This is a genomic window from Chamaesiphon minutus PCC 6605 (assembly GCF_000317145.1).
Lineage (GTDB): Bacteria > Cyanobacteriota > Cyanobacteriia > Cyanobacteriales > Chamaesiphonaceae > Chamaesiphon > Chamaesiphon minutus.
In genome coordinates this window covers 3352526-3374503 of sequence record NC_019697.1, presented here as the reverse complement: position 1 = coordinate 3374503, position 21978 = coordinate 3352526, and the positions used below count along the sequence as shown (strand labels likewise).

Sequence of the window (21978 nt, the reverse complement as noted above, 5' to 3'; positions counted from 1 at the left end):
TGGCTCCCCAAGTTGGAATCGCCAACTCGAGTGCCAATTGTCCATAATCAGAGATAGATGATGGCAGCAGCAGTAACTATTCAAAATCTGTCCAAGAGCTATGGCACCGTCCCAGCGGTAAAAGACGTCTCCTTCCAAGTCGAGCGCGGTCAAATCTTCGGACTGCTCGGCCCGAATGGAGCGGGCAAAACCACGACGATTCGCTGCTTGTGTACCCTCGCCAAGCCCGATAGTGGCTCGATCGACATTAGTGGCATCTCCGTCCTCGAACAGCCGCGCGAAGCCCGCAAGCGCATCGGCTACGTCGCCCAAGAAGTCGCCCTCGATAAGATCTTAACTGGGCGAGAATTGCTGGAACTTCAGGCAGCACTCTATCATATTCCCAAGGTCGAAGCCCGACAGCGGATCGAAGTCCTGCTCGAAGTGCTGGACTTGCACAGCTATGCCGATAAAAAGACAGGTACTTATTCTGGCGGTCTCAAACGCCGGATCGATTTGGCGGCGGGACTCCTGCATCAGCCAGAAGTCTTGGTATTAGACGAACCCACTGTCGGACTCGATATCGAGAGTCGCGTCGTCGTGTGGGACTTTTTGCGCCAACTGCGTGCGAGTGGGACGACGATTCTACTTACCAGTCATTATCTCGAAGAAGTTGATGCCTTAGCAGATCGCGTGGGGATTATCGATCGAGGATTGGTCATTGCCGAAGGGACGCCATCGGAACTCAAAAATCAGCTCGGTGGCGATCGAATCGTACTCCGGATTCGGGAGTTTACACCACTTTCGGAAGCCGAACAAGCCCAGCAAATGCTCAGCGAATTACCCTTCGTCCAAGAAGCGATCGTTAATGCAACGGCGGCAAACTCGCTCAATCTGGTCGTCACACCCGATCGCGATGTACTGATGTCGATCCAGCAGTCGTTACAATCGGCGGGATTGCCGATTTTTGGGATCTCCCAATCGCGTCCGAGCTTGGATGATGTCTACCTAGCCGCAACGGGTAAAACGCTCCTCGATGCCGAACTAGCAGCAGCCAGCAGTCGCGATCTCAAAGCCGAGCAAAAACAACGGATGCGCTAAATGCCAAATTGGTGCGGGTAAAAGTCAAGTCTCAATTGGGATTATTGCTAATCATCATCTCTTGCCTGCTGTGGGCAATCGTATTAGCCGTCCCCCTTTTTACCCGCAGCGATCTCGCCCAAAAAGCTACACTTACAGCCAGTCTACCGATCGTTAGCGAAGTTAGCTTCGGGTTGGGCATACTGCTAACAGGTAAACAACTCGCCCTGCGTTACCGTCGCAAGTTAAACCCCTATTACTGGTGGCAACGAATCACCAACAGCAAATAGGTAAATAACCGATAAGTTTTCATTCACCATTACCTTCCCATGAGCGGCACAATTGACACTTCCAAATCTATTAATTTACAACCGAGCGATCGCCTGCGCTCTCAACAGCAATTACCATCAAATGGTTTTGCTGACTTTATCCAGGAAACCCTCGCGCTGACAAAAAGACTCTTTATCCAGCTTCAGCGGCGTCCTTCGACATTAGTGGCTGGAGTAGTGCAGCCATTGATGTGGTTAGTACTCTTTGGTGCGTTATTTCAAAATGCGCCCCAGGGGATGATGGGTAACGATCTGAGTTACGGCCAATTTTTAGGTGCGGGATTGATCGTATTTACTGCCTTTGTCGGTGCATTAAATGCAGGGTTACCAGTAATGTTCGATCGCGAGTTTGGCTTTCTCAATCGGCTACTCGTCGCGCCGCTGGCTTCGCGTTACTCGATCGTGGCTGCTTCGGCGATTTATATCGTCGCACTGAGTTTCATTCAAACTGCCGCAATTATTGGCGTCAATGCGCTGATGGGTGCGGGTTTACCGAGTCTGGCTGGCTTGGGAGTTATCGCTCTGATTATCTTGTTACTAGTATTAGGCGTAACAGCTCTGAGCTTGGGTTTAACCTTTGCCTTACCCGGACATATCGAACTGATTGCGGTGATTTTTGTCGTCAACCTGCCCCTGCTGTTTGCCAGTACCGCACTCGCACCCTTATCATTTATGCCGGGATGGTTGCAAACGATCGCCTCGCTCAATCCGCTCACCTATGCGATCGAACCCATTCGCTATCTCTACAATCACTCGCAATGGGATCTGAGTAGTATCGTCCTCCAAGCACCTTGGGGAACGGTTTCTTTTGGCACTTCCCTAGCGATTCTGCTCGGTTTTGCAGCTTTGACCCTAACAGCAATTCAACCGCTGTTAAAACGACGTTTAGCCTAGTCTGAGGAACTTTTTACAATCTTAATGCATCGTAGTTTGTAGGTTATTCGCAACTAAATACTCAGTTACAATTTTCGATCGATCGAGAAACAGGGTTAAAAATCCCGATCGTAAAAACGCACTTCTACCTTCGCTATCCATTCTACTTTCTTTCTTAATCATGAAAATATTCCTCACACCAGCCTGTTTGCTATTAGGATTGTCGCTGTCTTTAATTCCAACGATCGCCTCAGCTCAATTTAACAATACTTTTAATGGTGGTGGCGACAATCGCGACCCATTTAGCAGAGCTTCTGGTGGCGATACTTCTGGATTGCTCAATCTGATCAATCAAGCGCAGCTCAATAGCAAGAATAATCCTAATTTTGAGAGCGAGCAACGGGAGCAACTCAACTCGGCAACTCAAGATTTTCGCGCTCGTCAACTTCAAGAACTGCGCCGCACAAAAACAGCTCCCGCTACCAATGTCAAACCTAAGTAATGGTTTAGGGGTACCTTTATCTGGGTACCCGAAGATCTGCTTTCCCGTTTAAATCGCTTACGATCTCGCGCCAAAGAAGATTGTTAAATCGATAAATAATCGTTGATATACACCTGGGGCTAACATCAATAGCCCTAGAAATTTTATCGATGTAAATTTACAAAATACGGTTCCCTCGATTTGCTGGACAAAGGACAGATGAGGAGTATGTTTCTTTCCTCTTTCCCTTTCCTCCACTTCAATAAGGATTTTGGATCTCATGCAAGATATGAGACGATCGATTACTCAATCTAACATTTAGTGATGGAGATACTGTACATAAAAAAAGATGAAATTGCGAGGACGACCAAGACGAGCAAAATCCAGCCTGGTAAAAAAGTTACGATCCCCAAACCGCGCAACAAATAGATTAATAGACTCAGACCGAGAGTAATGCTAAAAAGATAAGCAAACTTCTGAGTTAAAGGCATATAATAAGGATCTGGTTGTAACTTTTAGTTAGAATTTTTAATGAGTCTCGATCGCCAAGAGCTATCATCTTTTTCATCTCTGCGCCGCATTTTGCTAATTGTACTAACTGCATTAGTACTAATCAAGCCGATCTTCTCACTGTTCGACACCCTAGATCGACCTCAAATTCAAGGTAAATTCGAGCTATATCAAACCAATATCGTCTTAGTCGCATCGGAGTGGAAACCGACAGATGAAGCAGATGCCTTGGGAGCCTTACAAAAGTCGATCGTCGGTACAGATTTTCTGAAATCGGCGACTCAACAGTATCAAACTGCCCGCAAAAGTGATGTTCAGGCGATCGACAAGCTCAATGCTAGTTTAGCAGATTTAGCAAATTCGGCAACAGATGTCAATCGTAAATCGCAGCAATTAGAAATCGATCTAACTAACAAAACGATCGCCGCAGCAAAGTTAGAAATCGACAAAATCGATCTACGAATTGGCATTCTTCAAGCAGCTAGAGCGCAATCGGCAGAGGCACTTCAGACTTGGCAAAAAGTTGGTTCTCACTCACAATCTGCGACATCCAAACATGTCGCCGCATCCTTAATTGCAATCTGGGAACAACCGTCGAGTATCGATCTCAATACCGCACCACAGCTCGAAGCTGAAGTCACGACCAATTTTGATGGCTGGTTTCGCGATCGAGTCCTCGAAAAATTATATACAGATCTAGGCGATCGTCAGAAACTAGCCCAACTCAATCTTGCAGCAGAAATTAAAGCTAAAAATGCAGTAATTAATCTTGCTTTAATTACGATTCCTCGGATCTTTATCGGCCTCAGTGGCGTGGGTTTAATTGTCTTTTTTACAGTGAGATTTGCGATCGGATTATTTCAGCAACGTGGCGAACGATCTGCTTCCGAGATCTTACTCGAAAAACTCGATACTCCGTGGTCGGCTCCGTGGAATTGGGAGACAGTTTTGCAAGTATTTATGGTTGGCTTCTTTTTTGTCGGACAGTTCGTCTTACCGACGCTATTTGGTGCGCTGATCGATCCAGCGACCTTAACTACCCGTCAACAAGGACTGTATGTATTTGCCAGTTATGTACTGATGGCTATTTTAGCATTAGGAATATTGTATTTATCGATTAAATCTTATCTACCTTTACCAGCCGATTGGTTTGAGTTTAACTGGAAATCGCATTGGTTGCTGTGGGGGATTGGCGGCTACTTAGTGGCAACGCCAATTGTCGTGATCGTCTCCCTTCTTAACGATAAAATTTGGCACGGACAAGGCGGTAGCAATCCCATCTTGCAAATAGTCCTCCAGGGCCGAGATTCGATCGCCTTATGGCTATTTTTCGCTACTGCGGCGGTGGCAGCACCACTGTTTGAAGAATTCTTGTTTCGAGGATTTCTACTGCCCTCTTTGACTCGCTACATGCCCACATGGGGCGCGATTTGTTTGAGTGGTTTGTTGTTTGGCGTCGCCCATCTGAGCTTATCCGAAATTCTGCCCTTAACATCGCTGGGGATTATCTTGGGCATCGTTTACGTTCGCACCCGCAGTTTACTGGCACCAATGTTACTACATAGTCTTTGGAATAGCAGCACTTTAGTTAGTCTGTATATTCTTGGCAGCGGCAATTAAAGCCCGATCGAGATATGATTCTGTCTATTTTACTTGCAGCTTATAGCTAGTTGTGATTTGTGCATTAGTCGGGACGGGTCGCCTAAACTTCCAGCGTAGATAATTATAAGCACTTGCTGGTGCTGGCCGACCGTCAATTTTTGGTTTAGGAACAAACGTTCTGCCGCCATCGATACTAAATAATAATTGAGCACCTGCGACCGCCGTAGCCGAATTTTTGAGATAATTAGTTCCCATAGGAATTGGTTGTTTTAAGATCAAATTTTTGAGCGGACAATGACTGTTATTTTTGGCAACTACCGTATATCTAATAATATCTCCAGGCTTAACAGATGCTTTACCCGATATTGGTTGATAAGTGATAATATTGTCTGTAATTACTTCTTTATCTGCTGTTAAAGTTAAAGCTACTCGCTTAGTTATTGGTTGTCGATCGACACAAATTTTCGGAGTTCGCAATCTAGCCTGCAAAGGTAATTGTGCGGTCAAAAACGCAATTGCGAGCGTGCCTACGATACTTAGAGTAAAGGTCGAGAACTTGGACATAGTAATGTTCGATCGAACGGTAAGTAGAATATATAGATGTAGGACGAGCCAATGGCAATAAAGTTGCAGACTTAACTCATACCAGATGCGATCTTAGCAAGCTTAGAATCGGTTATGGTAAGTTTTTTACTCGATCTGAGAGTATTTTACCCAGAGGATCTAATTACAGGAATAGCATCTAACCTGATATTCTAGAGATACGCACCTCGCTACGATCCTGTTTTGCCACTCGTGCTGCCCATCGAGACCTGCCGCTAAATTATAGACAATGACCTTAGACTGGATTAGCCCTGCCGAACGCCTCCAATCCTTGCCTCAATACGTATTTGCTCGGTTGGACGAACTCAAAGCCAACGCCCGCGCTCAGGGTGTCGATTTAATCGACTTGGGCATGGGCAATCCAGACGGTGCCGCACCCGCACCCGTAATTGCTGCGGCTAAAGCTGCTCTCGATGAAGCCACCAACCACGGTTATCCACCATTTGAAGGCACCGCCAACTTTCGGAGCGCGATCTCCAAATGGTACTATCGTCGCTATGGCGTCACCCTCGATCCCAATAGCGAAGCTCTACCCCTACTCGGCTCCAAAGAAGGCTTAGGACATCTCGCCCTCGCCTATATCAATCCTGGCGATACCGTATTGGTACCCAGTCCCGCCTATCCAGTCCACTTTCGGGGGCCAGCGATCGCGGGTGCTAAGATCCATAACGTCATCCTCAAAGCCGAAAATGACTGGGAAATCGATCTCAACGACATTCCCGAAGATGTTGCCCGCAAAGCCAAAATTCTCTTTTTCAACTATCCCAGCAACCCCACCGGAGCCACCGCCTCGCGCGCCTTCTTTGAAGATGTCGTCGCCTTCGCCCGCGAATACAAAATTCTGTTAGTTCACGATCTCTGCTACGCCGAACTCGCCTTTGACGGCTACAAGCCCACCAGCCTGCTAGAAATTCCCGGTGCCAAAGAAATCGGCGTCGAGTTCCATACCCTCTCCAAAACCTATAATATGGCGGGCTGGCGCGTCGGTTTTGTCGTCGGCAACAGCCAAATTATTCAAGGACTCCGCACCCTCAAAACCAACCTCGACTACGGTATTTTTGCCGCCCTCCAAACCGCCGCTCAAACAGCTCTGGAATTGCCCGACGAATACGTCACCGAAGTCCAAAATCGTTATCGCGAACGCCGCGACTTTATGATTCAAGGTTTGGCTAAATTGGGCTGGAAAATTAAACCCACTAAAGCCACGATGTATCTGTGGATTCCCTGCGCCGTCGGTTGGAATTCTACCGACTTTGCGCTGATGGTAATGCAAAAAACGGGCGTTGTTTTCACGCCAGGAAATGCGTTTGGAATTGGTGGCGAAGGATATGTCCGCATTAGTTTAATTGCCGATCTAGATAGATTGGGCGAAGCAATTCAACGCCTAGCAGATGCTGGTATTCGTTACGAGTAAATTCGATCTCAGATAGTAGATCGCGTAGGGTGGGCACTGCCCACCAACACCATTCTCGATTTAACAAGCCAACTATTTGTTGTACTTAATACCACTCAATTTTTAAACAGATCGATCGCGTAGCTTACCGGAGAAAATCGAATCAAATAGGTTGAATTCTTTTTGCTGAGCCTCTAAATGGTCTGTGGGCAATGCCCACCCTACGTTTTTATTTAGTAATTATATAGTTATTTTCAATTTTAGCTGTGCCAGAATACCGTCGCGCTCATATTCCTGGAAGTAGTGTTTTTCTGACTCTCATCACTTATCAGCGGTATAAGTTATTTTTAGTACCAGAAAATATTGAGATGTTGCGACAAGCTTGTACGGTAATGATGGCAGAAAAGCCATTTAATATCGATGCTGCCGTCATTCTCCCCGAACATATTCATTTTTTGTGGACTTTACCACCTGACGATCCCGACTATTCTTATCGAGTCGGACGGATGAAAGTGTTATTTACTCGTGCGTTACGCGGCGCAAATAATTTACCTGATGATGTGTGTGAATCACGTAAAAAGCATCGAGAAAGTAATGTCTGGCAAAGAAGATTTTACGAGCATACGATCCGCGATGAGTTCGATCTTCGCAAGCATTTAAATTATTTACATTTCAACCCAGTCAAGCATGGGTTAGTACAATGCGTTCATGATTGGCCATATTCGAGTTTTCATCGCGGGGTAAGGCGGGGTGAATACGATCGCAATTGGGGTTGTCAGTGTAGGAGTAATAGTTTCACCCCAGTAGTAACGAGCTTAATGAATTTAGAAATGGGAGAATAGCAATAAATATTTGTAAATTAATAATAACGATTGATATCGTGTAAGTAAAAAGCAGATCCAAATTACGTAGGGTGGGCAGTGCCCACCAACACCATTCTCAATTTAATAATATAAATATTTGGACACTTAATATCGATCGATTGGTGAAGAGATTGTTCGATAGAATCAGTTTAAATTCTTTTGGCTACGGCTCTACATGTGCTGTGGGCACTGCCCACCAATACTATTTTCAATTTAACAATATAAATATTCGGGTGTTTAATATCGATCGATTAGTGAAACGATTGCGATCGATAAAATAGTTTAAGTTCTTTTGGCTACGGCTCTATATGTGCTGTGGGCACTGCCCACCCTACGTCTACTAGCTAAAAAATAAAGGGAGAATTACCGCATCACTCTTGGCTTCGATCGATGATTCAGCCAGCCAATCACCATTCACTTCTTTCGGGGCCTTCAGTAGTATCTCCATTGGGATGAATAGTTTCCCAGAGAAGAGCATTATAGGCATCTCCACTACCACTACGCCAACCTTGAGCATCAATCAAGTTGGTGCGAATCAAGATAGCAGATTTCAGATTATTACTATACCAAATACTTTTAGAAAAGTTGGAAGTAGTCAAATCAATCCCTTGCATATTGGCATTGGTGAAGTTAACCTCTCTTCCATTAGACCAATCAATAGTGGCATAACGCAAATCAGCCCCAGTGAAATTAGTTTTAATCAAATAGGAATAGGACAAACAAGCTCCGAACAATCTAGCACCAGACAAATCGGAGAGACAAAAATCAATCATTTCCAAGTTAGCTCCGCAGAGATCGATCTCTCTCAAGTCAACGTTACTCAGTATGGGACGAATATTTTTGGAATGACTTCCTCCCAAATCGACCCCAGCAAAGTTACGTTCTCCAGCAGCATACCGAGCCAACAATTCCTCAGCAGTAATCTTCCAAACCATCTGAACACCTCTGAATTAACTAATGTCGAGTCTACCGCAGTTACCATCTGGAATAACCTTCTAAATCCCACCACCCCCATCAACCTCACCTTCGATATCACCAACCTCCCCACCGGACAACTAGCCGAAGCCAGCATCACAGGCTACGACCAACTCGGTCGTCCCAACAAAGCCACCATCAGCTTCGACAACGATGCCAACGGAGTCGGCTGGTTCATAGACACAACACCAGGGGACAATAGCGAATTCACCGGAATAGATACCTACTTCCAAGCCACCCCCGACAGCCCAGCTTCCGGTAAATACGACCTCCTCACCGCCATCCTCCACGAAATGGGTCACACCCTCGGCATCATCAACGGCTACAGCGAATTCGACAAACACATCAACAACGGCATCTTCACCACCAACACCTTCACTGCCACCCTCACCCCAGACGGCTCCCACCTCGACAGCACCCTCTACCCCTACGACCTCATGAACACCAGCCTCAAACCTGGCGTTCGCAAACTTCCTTCGACCCTAGATCTAGCTATTCTTAATGCCATTAATGTGGGTGTAGGGGGTCGGGTGTCGGGTGTCGGCACAGTCAACCCCGCCCACCTCACCGCAGGCGCACTTATCGGCATCACCAACGGCGACTTCACCACCCCCACCACCTGGAACACCGCAGGTGCCACCAACATCATCAACGGCACCGCCACCCTCACCGAACAGTCCCAAAAACTCTCCGAACTCACCCAAGCCTTCATCATCCCAACTGGCGCAAAAACCCTCCAATTCACCATCAAAGATAACCACCTCGTTACCGGAGACACCTCTAAAACCGCCAACGATGCCTTTGAAGTTGCACTAATAGACACCAACACCTTCGACCCCCTCGCCGGAACCAGCATCGGCTTAAACCACACCGACTCCCTCCTCAACATCCAAGCCAACGGCACCATCCATAAGAGCGATAAAGTCACCATCACCGCTCTGGGCAACAACAGTAGCATCGTCACGATCGATCTCACCCAAATCACCCCCTCAACCAACGCAACTCTCTACTTCAACCTCCTCGGCTTCGGTGCCAGAACCAGCACCGTCACCATCGACGATGTAAAACTCTTCACCGACACCCAACCTATACCTGTCACCAACAACGACACCCTCACCACCAATCAAAACACCCCCCTCACCTTCAACCCCACCACCAACGACACCAACGTCGCTCAGATCCAAATCCTCACCCAACCTACCCACGGCACACTAACCCAAACCCCCGACGGCAAAATCACCTACCAACCCACCCCCACCTACGTCGGTAACGATAGCTTCAAATACATCGGCTTCGGCTCTGACGGACAAGTCTCCAACCTCGCCACCGTCAACCTTACCATCAACAACCTCCCACCCACCATCCAAACCATTACCATCCCCAACAACATCACCGAAGGAACCATCGCCACCCTCACCGCCACCGCCACCGACATCGGTAACGATCCCACTTCGACTTCGCTCAGTGCAAGCCTCACCTACCGCTGGTATATTAACGGTGCAACTACACCAATCGAAGGACGATCGTTCGCGTAGCGTCAGCTTTGCTGAATCGATTACACCTTCAGCGATAATGGCAGCTATCCCGTCAAACTTGAAGTCCTCGACAGTAACGGCGGCATTGCCACCCAAACCGTCAACGTCACCGTTAACAACGTCGCTCCCACCATCGGCACCGTTACCGCACCCACCACTAGCATTAACGAAGGCACCTTTGCTCAATTTAGTGCCACCGCTACCGATCCCGGCATTAACGACTCACTAACCTACACTTGGAACTTCGGCGATGGTTTCAACCCAATTAGCGGACGAGATATCACCCACACATTTGCCGATAATGGCACCTATAAAATCTTGTAAGGTGGGCACTGCACGCCAACACATAGTCGATCGAATTCTATAAGTATTAAATGTATTCGATCGCCAGATTATAAGTTAATATTTGCAGTGAAGATGTTTATCACAGGTAAAATTTAGGTCGATCGATTGTCAAACAGATCGATCGAACCAAACAGTTTAAGTTCTGATTGCTACGGCTGTGCAAGGGCTGTTGACAATGCCCACCTTACGTTTCTCAGTTTCTACTTGCGAATGAGTACGCCCCATATCACCAGTGCCAGTAGTGAGAGATAGCCGCCAACAAACATCCAGTCTAGCCAAGTATCTTGTGTTTCCATCCTAAATCTTAATGACAACTCATCCAATTATATAAAATCGACCCGTTTATTTGAAATATTCATCTGGCTCTATGTCTTACCAACCTGTTTGGGAAAAACAAATCAGTAATGTATTTACCTTAGTTGAGTATCCAGTTGTGGCAAACGAAGCTCACTGTTTAATCATTGGTGGCGATCGATCTGGCGAAAATAAGACTAAAGTTCTTTCAATTTTCTTCCAAGATTGGGGACTCGATCGCGAAACTATTACCAACTTACAATGCTCGCTCGTCTTTCAAGCGGTGCTAGAAGTCGGGATTGTCGATGAGATGTCGGGATTTACTTTTAAAGATGCACTAGCATGGGCGAGCGATTAGTCACTACCTGCGATCGATTGTGGCTCCGAACCTTTCGATGACTTGCTGCGAGCGGTATCGAGATCGATCGCTAGTGCCAATTGATAGACATATCGCCGCGATTGGGAGATTTGCTCGGCGACGATCCGGCTGGCTTGAGAACGCGATGTCCCATCGAGCATCAGCTCGATTAAGGCACGATCGATCGCTTCGTCAGAAAGCGGAGGATGACTGACTGGCGCACCTGCAACGACGATCGCGTATTCCCCTTGTGGTTCGGTTTGAGTATAATGCTCGATCGCCGCACCAATTTCTCCTCGCCAAAAATCTTCATGTAATTTGGTTAATTCTCTGCCGATGGCAATCTGTCGCTCGGTACCAAATGTCGTCCCAAAATCTGCTAATGTCTGACGCAACCGATGGGGAGATTCATAAAATACCAGCGTCCGCGCCTCCCCCGCAACTGCTTCTAATCGCGCTCTGCGTTCCTCTCCTTTAACTGGTAAAAAGCCTTCAAATACAAATCGATCGCTCGGCAATCCCGACGCACTCACAGCCGTAATTACGGCGGTTACTCCTGGAATGGGAATTACCCGAATCCCCGCCGCCACACAAGCGGCGACAATTAGATAACCCGGATCGGAAATTCCTGGCATCCCCGCATCGGTAACTAACGCGATCGATTTTCCGGCTTGCAATTGGGCGATCAGTTCGGGAATGCGTTGTTGTTCGTTATGCTGGTGATAGCTAATTTGCGGCGTCTTAATCTCAAAATGATGGAGGAGTTTTCCCGTATGACGGGTATCTTCAGCCGCGATCGTATCGACGTCCCGCAATACCTGGATTCCCCGCATTGTCATATCACCCAAATTACCGATCGGCGTACCGACTAGATATAGAGTTTTACCAGTGACTTCGTTTGACATGTTAGTTTCTCATATTGCTCCCAAATCGCTGTGGGTGGGAATAGGTTGTCAGCAGAGTGTTTCTAAACTACTCATCCACTGCGCGATCGAGTTCGTGTTCGCAGAGTACGATCTAGATCTTGCCACAATTGCGGGGTTGGCGACGCTTGATCGCAAGGCAAATGAGCCAGGATTGGTGGAATATTGTCGCGAGTCGGGGTGGTTTTTAAAAAGTTATCGCCCAGAACGTCTAAATTCCGTCACGGTGCCGCGCCCATCTCAATTGGTATCGGCACTCGTCGGGACTGCTAGTGTGGCGGAAGCAGCGGCTCTATGTGCGGCACACACCGATATTTTATTAGTACCCAAGCAAAAGTTTCGCCTCAAGCCTGAATCTGGATCGGTGACAATCGCGATCGCTCTGTGCGATCGCTAATTTATAGCGATTAGGACAGCGATTGAAATCGCTGCTAGTGATGCAAAGTCCGCCTACGCGGACTAACATGTCCTAACCGATGTGACGGTTGCTATATCATCTACTGTCTCAAAAAAAGTGCGCCGCTCATTAGCGGCAGTCGCACGTATTACTTTCGGGCACCCGAAAGTAATACAAATTGTTATTCACCATTCACCATTCACCATTCACCATTCACTATTCACCATTCACTATTCACCATTCACTCTAGATGTCTAATGTGACCCTAGAAAAGGAGCCACCTAACTTGAAAACTGATAATCTTTAGCAGGTAACAACTGCCAACTGCTGCCATTTTCAGGGCGCAGATCCAATACAATTTGGTGATAATCTACCAGACTGGGGCGATGTCCGACGCTGATATAGCTGATGTCTTGGCTTTGCAGTAGCTCGTAGAGCCACCGCTCGTTAGTCACATCTAGCGCACTAGTCGCTTCGTCGAGGATGACATATTTAGGCTGACTCAGCAGAATCCGGGCAAACGCCAGTCGCTGTTGTTCGCCTTGGGAGAGTACTCCCGCCCAATCTTTCTCAGTATCGAGTCCGCCCATGCGGTTAGCTAAGTCTTCGAGGTTGACTCGTGCCAATGCCGATTGGATGTCGGTATCGGTGATATTTTCCCGCCGATTGGGATATTTTAATTGCTCGCGCAATGTACCCAGGAGCATATAGGGCTTTTGGGGTAGGAACAGAGCTTCAGTATAGTCGGGACTTTCGATCGTGCCCTTACCATTGCACCATAGTCCGGCGATCGCGCGCAGCAGCGAACTTTTGCCACAGCCGCTCGAACCAACTACGAGCAAAGATTGTGGTGGCGTTAGCTCGAAGGAGAGGTTCTCGAATAGGGTTTGCTCGGCATTTGGCGTATTGAGTGTCAATCCATCGACCTTAAAATGAGTGTAGGGATGAATGATAATCCCCTCTCTACCGACAACCTCTCGACTCTCGCGTTGTCGAAAGCGTTCGTAGAGCATCCCTAACCGCTCGATACTCGCAGCAAAAGACGAAATATCCTGAATCCGCGTGGGGATGATGGAGAGTGCCCTTAGCACCATCCCAAAGGCAAATATACCTTGACCGATCGTCCCAAAATCTACTTGCTTGGCAAAATATAAAGGTGCGACAATTAGATAGGGTACCAATCGGGCAAAATAGTTGTAGGCATATTGAAAGATATCTAGTAAGGCAATCCAAATAATTAATAAATTATAGTTTTTAATTACGCGACCCAACCGAGTTTCAACTTGATTGCGCTCTAGATTTTCACCGCGATAAAAGGCGATAGATTCAGCATTGTCGCGGACGTGAACCATCCCATAGCGAAAATCACCTTCGAGTCGCAATTGGTTAAAATTAATCTTGATTAATTTAGTCCCGATCCAAAGTGCGAGAACACTGGCGATCGAGACATACCCTAACAATCCAAATGTAAGCTGGGTAGAAATGCTATACAAAATTCCGGTAAAGGCAACTAAATCTAATACAGAATCTAAGATATCTAAAATCAGATCTAAAATAGTGTTGGTAAATGAATTGACATCTTCAGTCATCCGTTGATCTGGGTTATCAATGTCTGTATTGGCAGCGTTGGAGTCTAACTCGTAGTAAGCGCGGTTGCTAAAATAATCCTTTAGGAGCGTATTAGTAAGCCAAGCTCGCCAAAACAAAGCTAGCTTCCGGCGCGTGTAACGATAGCTAATCAGAATTGGAATCGCGACGACGAGAGTAATTCCATAAACCCAGAGGAAATCCCAAAATACTTTAGCATCTCGACCATTGAGGGCATTATCGATAAACCGAAAGACATAACTAATCAGCACGTTCAGACTACTGACGATGAAGGCTAGAAATAATAGTATTGCTAAAATTAGCCATTGTTTCTCTCGTCCTTGCAGCTTGCGCCGATAAGCATAGAAGACACCACAACTCCCGATTAGCAACACCAAGAATATGTAAGCAGGTAAAAATGTCAGGAGATTTTGAAATATTTCTAACGAGCTTTTTCCCAGACTAGAAAGAAACTTCAGGTAAATAATCTCATTTACCAGCCCTGCAAAGAATTTGGGCGAAAATTGGAAACCAATTAAGGCTAAAGCGACAACAAAAAAGAACGTAAACGACACAACAAAAACTAGTTGTGTTAGAATTAAAAATAGAAATTGTGTCGAACTTCTCGGCCCTGGGGGATAGAAGTAAGGTTGGGCAATTTCTACAAATCGCTGCCAAAGTGTGCGATCGAATCGAAATTTGAGTAACGGTTGGGACTGCGGTACTGCGGTCATAGTAATTGAGGTGAGATCGTGGACATCAGGATCTTGATGACGCTCGCGGCGATTCTCCAAAGGAGAGGCTTTGCCAACGCGATTGTTTCCTTAATGTATATTAGCGTGCTGCGATCTGCTCGATTCTCCGTTCGCGTAGCATTCTGTAAGAATAGAGAGGCTACGCCAACGAAGGTAGATGGCGCACAGCGTCGAAATCGTCAATTAACAAACGTGCTGATGCGGGCAATCTGAGATTTTAGACACTCAGCAGCACGCACCGATAATCGCCTTCGCAACGATTCTAACCGCTCGCGCACATATTAAACTTAAACTAGGTTATGTTGGAGATTTCTAAAAATATTAGTATTCCCCTGAGTGAAATCGAGCTGAGTGCCATTCGATCGCAAGGTGCGGGCGGACAAAATGTGAATAAGGTAGCAACGGCAATTCATTTGCGCTTCGATATTATGGCATCATCGTTGCCCGATCGCTATAAAAATCGCCTGATGGAATTACGAGATCGCCGCATTACTACTGAAGGGATAATTGTGATTAAATCACAAGAACATCGCAGTCAAGAGCGCAATCGCGAGGAAGCACTCGACAGATTGAAAGCATTAATTTTGAGTGTAGCTATAGTCATTTTGCCTCGGAAGCTAACAAAGCCGAGCAAGGGACAAGTGCGGCGACGATTGGCAGACAAAAAACATCGATCGCAAATGAAGGAGTCGCGGAAAATCGTAGAGTAACACTTGAGTGAAAGTATCCAAAAAACGAAGCTCGAACGATCGCAGATCTCAAGAGCGATAGATTTACTTATATTTAATAGTCACAATAGAACGGCAATCTCGACCTTGAAAAAGTCTTAAAAATGGTGTAGCTATTTTGGCAATCGCCAAACATTCAAGCCGAAAGTGTGTCGATTTATATATGAGATATCGAAAGACAGAGTTACGATCGTAGATCGCGCGCGATCGCGACATACAACATCAATAAATTTAACTCAATTAGCGTGTTATTTGATAATTAAAATTAAATTTTTGATAATTACCCTTTTTTTTAAAAGTACGTTACATTGGTAATGTTGACACTAAATACAGTAAACAAACATATGGCTGACATCGTTGATACTGCCGTTAGTGCAGGTTCTTTTACCACCTTGGTTGCAGCAGTTCAAGCTGCTGGATTAGTAGACACACTTAAAGGTGCAGGCCCTTTTACCGTATTTGCTCCTACTGATGAAGCATTTGCAAAACTACCAGCAGGTACTGTTGAAGCATTGCTCAAAGATATTCCTAAACTCACTAAAATTTTGACTTATCACGTTGTCTCTGGCAAAGTGATGGCGGCTGATGTCGTCAAACTGACTTCAGCTAAAACTGTTGAAGGTTCGGAAGTTAAAATTGATGCTTCTAGTGGTGTCAAAATTAACGATTCCACAGTAACAACGCCTGATGTAGCTGCTGATAATGGTGTTATTCATATCATCGATACAGTTTTATTACCTGCGTAGATTGATATTAGATTGTTTCTAGTATCGATCGATTAATAATGAGCTAGTAGCTATTAATAGTTACTAGCTCATTGTTTTGAAGATAATTTTGGCTAGCCAACCGTTATGGCAATAAGTAAGACTTATTGAATGGGAAAAGGGAAAGAATGCCCAATTCTTATGCTCGGAGGCCCTGCCAACGATTGGCATCTAATTTTGCCATTCTCCTCAAAATAGCAGGAGAGCCAAACAATCGCTTTGTAGGGGTAAGTAGGTAGGTGCAATTATTTGCAAAGTAGATTATATTTGAAACCTATGCGGTGAGCTGTTTCCGTCAGAGGCTGCATTTTATATTTAATTACGCCTATCTACTTAGTGCTCTATGGGGTAAGCTGCTTCTGGAGCTAAATGGCCAAAACAGAGCTAACTTAACGATTTCCCTTCGGCAATGCTACGCGATCGAGATACTAGACCCCAGCAACACACTAGGGTACGATTAAATATTAATGATTGTTAACAAAACGGTACCTAATCTAGCTACAAAATTCATAATCGCCACCGATCTGCCACTAGAGCGGTGTCCGATCGGTAGTAGCAACAACGGTGCTTTATAATTTCTGGAGATCTAAACCGCTACATGACTTTATCGATCGAATCTAATACAGCCACCACGCTGTCCCCTAATCTGCACCCCGATCTCAAACTCAAGCACATCCTCAAGACTTTACCAAAAGAAGTCTTTGCCAAGGATAGCTTCAAAGCTTGGATGACCGCGCTCAAAACCATCAGCATGGTAACGCTCGGCATGTTTGCCATCTCTATTTCACCTTGGTACCTGCTACCCTTGGCGTGGATCTTTACAGGTACGGCAATGACTGGCTGCTTTGTGATCGGTCATGACTGCGCGCACCGTTCTTTCTCTAACAGCCGTAAAGTTAACGATATCGTCGGTCATCTGTTTATGTTGACCCTGATTTATCCCTTCCACGGCTGGCGATACGGACACGCGAAGCACCACAAGCATACCAACAAAATGGATGTGGATAATGCTTGGCAACCTTGGCGGCCAGAAGCTTATCAGACAGCTCCAGCTTGGCTTCAGGTAGTTTACCAAGCTATGCGCGGTCGGTTATGGTGGTTGGCGTCGTTACCGCACTGGGCAGCAGTTCACTTTGACTGGCGCAATTTTGCCGAAGGCAAAACCAGAAATGATGTCAAATTCTCCGCTCTGTTTGTCATCATCGGCGCGGCAATTGTATTCCCTATCATGTTTGCGACTCTGGGTATCTGGGGATTTATCAAATTTTGGTTGCTACCTTGGTTGGTATATCATTTCTGGATGAGTACTTTCACGATCGTCCATCATACTGCCGCAGATATTCCTTTCAAGCCTACTGGCGAATGGGATGAAGCGATCGCACAGTTATCTGGTACCGTTCATTGTGATTACCCTCGTTGGGTAGAATTCCTCTGTCACGATATCAACGTTCACATTCCCCATCATATTTCGATCGCGATTCCTTCCTATCGTCTACGCGAAGCTCACGCCATTATTAAAGCTAACTGGGGTGACTATATTAAAGAACGCACGTTCTCATGGGAACTGATGAAAGATATCACCGATAAATGCCATATCTATGAGGAGAACGAATTTTATCAGAGCTTCCGTGAATTTCACGCTAATAACTAGGCATTAGGTTTTAGGCGTTAGGCTTTAGGTATTGAATTAAAAATAATTAGGAGGGTGGGCAACAGCTCACCTTTTTTATTATCGGCGATCGATTCGGCTGCTCTTGAAGATAGTAAGTTAAAATAATAGCTGACTCATTTAAATCCAATCGCCCAAACCATGCAATTCATCGATCTCGCAGAAGTAGAAGTAGAATCCGGAAGTGGCGGCGATGGGATAGTGACCTTTCGGCGTGAAAAATACGTCCCGGCTGGGGGTCCCTCTGGTGGCAATGGTGGCAAAGGTGGCTCGATTTTCTTTACCGCTGTTGAAAACCTGCAAACCTTATTAGATTTTCGTTATAACCGCCGCTTCAAAGCTGAAAATGGTGGCAAGGGTGGTTCGAGTAATTGTACTGGTGCTTCGGGTGACGATTTAATTGTGGAGGTGCCCTGCGGTACGATGATTTACGACACGGCTACCGACGAACTATTAGTCGATTTAGTAGAGTCAGGGCAAACTTTTAAAGTAGTTGCTGGTGGTAAAGGTGGTTTAGGTAACGCACATTTCTTAAGTAATAGTAACCGTGCGCCAGAATATGCCCTCCCCGGACAACCACCGCAGCAAAAACGGATTCGACTGGAATTAAAATTATTAGCAGAAGTCGGGATTATCGGTTTGCCCAATGCAGGCAAATCCACGCTAATCTCGGCACTTTCTGCCGCACGTCCCAAAGTTGCCGATTATCCGTTTACGACTTTGGTGCCTAATTTAGGTGTCGTCCGCAAGCCTTCTGGCGATGGAACTTTATTTGCCGATATTCCAGGATTGATCGAGGGTGCATCGCAAGGTGCGGGTTTGGGACACGATTTTCTCCGCCACATCGAGCGCACGCGCGTTTTGCTGCATTTAGTCGAAGCCACTCATGACGACCCGATCGCGGCTTATCAGACGATTCAGCAAGAGCTAATCGCTTATAATGATTCTTTGGCTACGCGTCCGCAAATTCTGGCTTTGAGCAAAATTGATGCGGTAGATGATGAGGAAGTGGCTGAAATCGCCCAAGTGTTGAGCGAGGTAGCCCAACAGCAAGTATTTCTCATCTCATCGGCAACTCGGACGGGCTTAGATCCGCTACTTCAGCAAGTTTGGCAAGAGTTAGATCGGTTAGAAGCCGAACGTCTGGCCGAAAAATTAGCACTCGAACGCGCGGGGTTTCCCGTGTTAAAGTAGATACCTAAAAATAGCGGCAATTACGCAATCGCCGCTACTTCTTTAAATCTGTACGATAATGTCTAATGACGGAGAGGGAGGGATTCGAACCCTCGGTAGAACTAGCCTACAACACATTAGCAGTGTGCCGCTTTCGACCACTCAGCCACCTCTCCAGAACACGGTAATAAACCAATGTTCCTAACTATATCACGCTGCTACGGTTTTTACAAGATATAGAAATCAATGATGATTGTCCCACCTGCAAATCTCACTCAAATTACGGCTCATATCGCCGATCGATTCGCGATCGGGTTTGCACCCTTATCGGTAGATGAAGTATATCAACTAGCTGACAATCCTGGCAATGGCGCAGTAGTGGTTATGAGTGGTACAGTTCGCGATCGCACTGACGGTCGCGCGGTAGACTATCTAGAGTATCAAGCTTACGAACCGATGGCGATGCGTGTATTTGCGGCCATTGGTCGGGAAATTCGCACTCAGTGGCCGAGTGCGACTCATGTCGTCATCCATCACCGCGTCGGCAAATTAAAGATTGGCGAAATTAGTGTCTTAGTTGCTGTCGGATGTCCGCACCGAGGGGAAGCATTTGCCGCTTGTCAGTATGCGATCGATACGCTCAAGCATCAAGCTCCGATTTGGAAAAAAGAGTGGTTTAGCCAGAGCGATGGCACTCAACCATCGAGCACTTGGGTAAGTATTGGGGATTGCGAACGCCACGAATAAACCCAACCGTGTTTACTCTGATGGCATTTTACCGCTGTGCGGAAACGATGGGAGGTTTTTTCTAAGCCAATCCGTTGAAGATTGACTCGTGCCCATTTCTGACAACTGAAGCTCCGAACTCCAGACTGATGGACTGACAACTGGAGTCGATGTAGCTCCGGCAAAGCCTCTAACAAACAGATTTCTAAAGAATTTGGTACTTCGCCAAGCCTCGAAGTACAAATATCCAAGTACTAATATATATGCCAGCGCGGCATATTCGAGCGGTATTAGAAATCTACCGAGATCGATACCTGCCACAATATTATTAATAATCGATGAAGTTATGGTAAATAATCCGCCCAACCACGTTAATAGCAAGATTAATGTAATTTGGTGTATTTTTATACAGAGTGTTAGTTGATATCCATGGTAAAGGCTATTAATTTTGCCTTCGATGGCAGGCACCAAAAATCTGGGTAAATGCAGATATTTATGACCGATAATTCGGGCTGCTGAAAACTTAAAACCTTGAATTTCGCCAATAAAATGTTGCTGTTTTGGAATAACTTTGACAAGCGAATGCGACTCCGTGCTGGGTAAAGTAACAGCGGAGTCTGCTGACGGTAAGGCAGCAGGGACAAGGTGCCCAGACGTTAGCGATTGAGTCTCCCCCTCATAAATAGCACTTTCCAATCGATCGGTAATTTGCGCAAAATCAAGTGTGGTTAGAATCACACACTGCGGAAAGGGAATTCTAATCATTACTTTAGCTATAAATGTCAGCAGCTTGGCTAGATTGAAATAATTATCGATATCGACAGATAGACGACGCTTAGTATTATTATTTATTCAGTCTATACCTTCAGATCCAATAATTGCTACCTGTCGGTATAGAATTGAGCAAAAATACTGAATCTAGCAAGTTAAATTTAAGCCCGAACACTGGATTTTGCGATCGATTGTTTCGCGCTTCTTCATCTTTAGGTTTGTTCGTGGGTACTCTAAGCAATGAGTGAGTAAGCGCAAGATTGGTAAAGGGAGTATGGATGTAACTATCGAGCAGCTCAGAGCTAGCACAATTTCGACGACAGGAGACTTAGAGGCAGCAAATCCGCAAATTGCGATCGACCCCAACACCAATCCCCAATTGCTCCGTAAAATTGCGACAGCATCCAACTGGGAACTACGGCGGTTGGTAGCGAGCAATCCCAATACGCCCACAGACGCGCTCTGGCAATTGGGAATTGACTTTCCTGAAGCGGTACTCAACAATCCAGTTTTTGAAATATTACAAATAGAGCAGCTTCAATTGGCCGCAGAGATTCCACACGCGACATTAACTAGTCTGCTGCAATGCGACTGCGTACCCCGCAACCTCATGGAGTATGCTGTCGATCGACAAGATTATAGTTTATGGCTGGCTGTGGCTTATAATCCCCAGACGCCCAGCACATTGCTCGAAAATCTAGCCCGCAAATCCCGCCGCCAAGATCGAGAGTTAATTCGGGCTGTTGCCGCACACCCTAATGCGCCACAACACCTACTCGCCGAAATCATCGATATCAGCGAGAGTGTGGCGCAAGTTGTGGCTGAAAATGCCAAGACATCTCTAGATGTATTGACAAAGATTCTGAAAAAATACGCCCAAGCTAACGATCCGACATTCCCGACATTGGTAGCATTGCATCCCCTGCTCAGTGCGGGATTGTTGATGCAGATGTATCTCGCACCCAGCGAAGCAGCCGCACGATCTTTATGGTTGGCGAAACAAATTACTACAGAATCGACTCAATTAGTAGAATTAGCACACACAGATTGGACTGTATTGCGGTTGGCAGTAGTCCGCCACCCCAATACGCCTAGTACCACGATCGAGCAAATTTGGGATCGGGTCCAGCTCGCTCGTATCGCTCATACTCAAATGGATCGACTAATTTATGACTCTTTTGCTGTCAATTCCAACACATCGACACGAATCCGCAGCGAGTTACGCAAACTATTGACATGGTAGGGGTGATGGCTATTCAATCGTG

General features: G+C 46.1%; 24 protein-coding genes and 1 tRNA gene. 18 read left to right on the top strand and 7 right to left on the bottom strand.

What is annotated here, in order from left to right:
- The first annotated feature begins 60 nt into the window (after positions 1-60).
- From CHA6605_RS15480 to CHA6605_RS15450, 5 genes are all read left to right on the top strand, one after another.
- A complete protein-coding gene (locus CHA6605_RS15480) occupies positions 61-1080 on the top strand; it encodes a daunorubicin resistance protein DrrA family ABC transporter ATP-binding protein (RefSeq protein ID WP_015160366.1) in 1020 nt (339 codons plus the stop codon).
- Positions 1081-1091: 11 nt separating this feature from the next.
- On the top strand, positions 1092-1349 hold the full coding sequence (locus CHA6605_RS15475) for a transporter suffix domain-containing protein (RefSeq protein WP_015160365.1): 258 nt from the start codon (positions 1092-1094) through the stop codon (positions 1347-1349).
- 39 nt (positions 1350-1388) lie between these two features.
- Positions 1389-2282 carry an ABC transporter permease gene (locus CHA6605_RS15470; RefSeq protein WP_015160364.1) on the top strand — a complete coding sequence of 298 codons (894 nt, stop codon included), beginning with the start codon at positions 1389-1391 and terminating at the stop codon, positions 2280-2282.
- Between the two features lie 160 nt (positions 2283-2442).
- Positions 2443-2763, top strand: a complete 321-nt coding sequence (locus CHA6605_RS15465) for a hypothetical protein (RefSeq protein WP_015160363.1) — start codon at positions 2443-2445, stop codon at positions 2761-2763.
- Positions 2764-3273: 510 nt separating this feature from the next.
- Entirely contained in the window at positions 3274-4872 is a 1599-nt protein-coding gene (locus tag CHA6605_RS15450; RefSeq protein ID WP_015160360.1) for a CPBP family glutamic-type intramembrane protease, read from the top strand.
- 24 nt (positions 4873-4896) lie between these two features.
- Here the strand turns inward: CHA6605_RS15450 and CHA6605_RS15445 are convergent, their stop codons facing one another.
- A complete protein-coding gene (locus tag CHA6605_RS15445; RefSeq protein WP_015160359.1) occupies positions 4897-5418 on the bottom strand; it encodes a DUF11 domain-containing protein in 522 nt (173 codons plus the stop codon).
- 268 nt (positions 5419-5686) lie between these two features.
- Here CHA6605_RS15445 and CHA6605_RS15440 point away from each other — a divergent pair, with 268 nt between their 5' ends.
- Positions 5687-6871, top strand: a complete 1185-nt coding sequence (locus tag CHA6605_RS15440) for an aspartate aminotransferase (protein ID WP_015160358.1) — start codon at positions 5687-5689, stop codon at positions 6869-6871.
- Positions 6872-7116: 245 nt separating this feature from the next.
- Entirely contained in the window at positions 7117-7692 is a 576-nt protein-coding gene (locus CHA6605_RS15435) for an REP-associated tyrosine transposase (protein ID WP_015160357.1), read from the top strand.
- 428 nt (positions 7693-8120) lie between these two features.
- Here CHA6605_RS15435 and CHA6605_RS15425 read toward each other — a convergent pair whose 3' ends face one another.
- Positions 8121-8648, bottom strand: a complete 528-nt coding sequence (locus tag CHA6605_RS15425; protein ID WP_051038892.1) for a pentapeptide repeat-containing protein — start codon at positions 8646-8648, stop codon at positions 8121-8123.
- Here CHA6605_RS15425 and CHA6605_RS15415 point away from each other — a divergent pair.
- On the top strand, positions 8559-10223 hold the full coding sequence (locus CHA6605_RS15415; protein WP_157260003.1) for an Ig-like domain-containing protein: 1665 nt from the start codon (positions 8559-8561) through the stop codon (positions 10221-10223). The two genes, CHA6605_RS15425 and CHA6605_RS15415, sit on opposite strands and share 90 nt — an antisense overlap.
- Before the next feature lie 44 nt (positions 10224-10267).
- Here CHA6605_RS15415 and CHA6605_RS36235 read toward each other — a convergent pair whose 3' ends face one another.
- On the bottom strand, positions 10268-10399 hold the full coding sequence (locus CHA6605_RS36235) for a hypothetical protein (RefSeq protein ID WP_269744490.1): 132 nt from the start codon (positions 10397-10399) through the stop codon (positions 10268-10270).
- Here CHA6605_RS36235 and CHA6605_RS37305 point away from each other — a divergent pair.
- Both CHA6605_RS37305 and CHA6605_RS15410 read left to right on the top strand, forming a co-directional pair.
- A complete protein-coding gene (locus CHA6605_RS37305) occupies positions 10356-10547 on the top strand; it encodes a PKD domain-containing protein (protein ID WP_422678769.1) in 192 nt (63 codons plus the stop codon). The two genes, CHA6605_RS36235 and CHA6605_RS37305, sit on opposite strands and share 44 nt — an antisense overlap.
- A 388-nt stretch (positions 10548-10935) precedes the next feature.
- On the top strand, positions 10936-11220 hold the full coding sequence (locus CHA6605_RS15410) for a hypothetical protein (protein ID WP_015160356.1): 285 nt from the start codon (positions 10936-10938) through the stop codon (positions 11218-11220).
- Here the strand turns inward: CHA6605_RS15410 and rsmI are convergent.
- A complete protein-coding gene (rsmI, locus tag CHA6605_RS15405; RefSeq protein ID WP_015160355.1) occupies positions 11217-12125 on the bottom strand; it encodes a 16S rRNA (cytidine(1402)-2'-O)-methyltransferase in 909 nt (302 codons plus the stop codon). The genes CHA6605_RS15410 and rsmI overlap by 4 nt on opposite strands.
- Here rsmI and CHA6605_RS15400 point away from each other — a divergent pair.
- Positions 12124-12540: a cobalamin biosynthesis protein gene (locus CHA6605_RS15400; RefSeq protein ID WP_015160354.1), complete on the top strand. Its 417-nt coding sequence runs from the start codon at positions 12124-12126 to the stop codon at positions 12538-12540. The two genes, rsmI and CHA6605_RS15400, sit on opposite strands and share 2 nt — an antisense overlap.
- A 281-nt stretch (positions 12541-12821) precedes the next feature.
- Here the strand turns inward: CHA6605_RS15400 and CHA6605_RS15395 are convergent, their stop codons facing one another.
- Complete coding sequence (locus tag CHA6605_RS15395; RefSeq protein ID WP_015160353.1) at positions 12822-14861, bottom strand: ABC transporter ATP-binding protein/permease; 2040 nt, start codon at positions 14859-14861, stop codon at positions 12822-12824.
- 18 nt (positions 14862-14879) lie between these two features.
- Between CHA6605_RS15395 and CHA6605_RS34205 the strand changes: the two genes are divergently transcribed.
- The 5 genes from CHA6605_RS34205 (at position 14880) to obgE (ending at position 19237) form a co-directional block, all read left to right on the top strand.
- Positions 14880-15095 (top strand): hypothetical protein, encoded by a 216-nt coding sequence (locus CHA6605_RS34205; RefSeq protein WP_157260002.1) that lies wholly within the window; start codon positions 14880-14882, stop codon positions 15093-15095.
- 86 nt (positions 15096-15181) lie between these two features.
- On the top strand, positions 15182-15592 hold the full coding sequence (arfB, locus tag CHA6605_RS15390) for an alternative ribosome rescue aminoacyl-tRNA hydrolase ArfB (protein WP_015160352.1): 411 nt from the start codon (positions 15182-15184) through the stop codon (positions 15590-15592).
- A gap of 362 nt (positions 15593-15954) precedes the next feature.
- Positions 15955-16356 (top strand): fasciclin domain-containing protein, encoded by a 402-nt coding sequence (locus CHA6605_RS15385; RefSeq protein ID WP_041548121.1) that lies wholly within the window; start codon positions 15955-15957, stop codon positions 16354-16356.
- 616 nt (positions 16357-16972) lie between these two features.
- Complete coding sequence (locus CHA6605_RS15380; protein ID WP_015160350.1) at positions 16973-18025, top strand: fatty acid desaturase; 1053 nt, start codon at positions 16973-16975, stop codon at positions 18023-18025.
- A 159-nt stretch (positions 18026-18184) separates the two neighbouring features.
- Positions 18185-19237, top strand: a complete 1053-nt coding sequence (gene obgE, locus CHA6605_RS15375) for a GTPase ObgE (protein ID WP_015160349.1) — start codon at positions 18185-18187, stop codon at positions 19235-19237.
- Between the two features lie 69 nt (positions 19238-19306).
- Here obgE and CHA6605_RS15370 read toward each other — a convergent pair.
- Positions 19307-19392: transfer RNA gene (locus CHA6605_RS15370), tRNA-Ser, on the bottom strand.
- 70 nt (positions 19393-19462) lie between these two features.
- Between CHA6605_RS15370 and CHA6605_RS15365 the strand changes: the two genes are divergently transcribed.
- Positions 19463-19963, top strand: a complete 501-nt coding sequence (locus tag CHA6605_RS15365) for a molybdenum cofactor biosynthesis protein MoaE (RefSeq protein WP_015160348.1) — start codon at positions 19463-19465, stop codon at positions 19961-19963.
- 12 nt (positions 19964-19975) lie between these two features.
- On the opposite strand, the gene CHA6605_RS15360 is transcribed toward CHA6605_RS15365, so the two are convergent.
- On the bottom strand, positions 19976-20707 hold the full coding sequence (locus CHA6605_RS15360; RefSeq protein ID WP_015160347.1) for a hypothetical protein: 732 nt from the start codon (positions 20705-20707) through the stop codon (positions 19976-19978).
- Positions 20708-20957: 250 nt separating this feature from the next.
- Between CHA6605_RS15360 and CHA6605_RS31700 the strand changes: the two genes are divergently transcribed.
- Positions 20958-21956, top strand: coding sequence for a hypothetical protein (locus CHA6605_RS31700; RefSeq protein WP_157260001.1), 999 nt, complete (start codon positions 20958-20960; stop codon positions 21954-21956).
- Positions 21957-21978 lie beyond the last annotated feature (22 nt).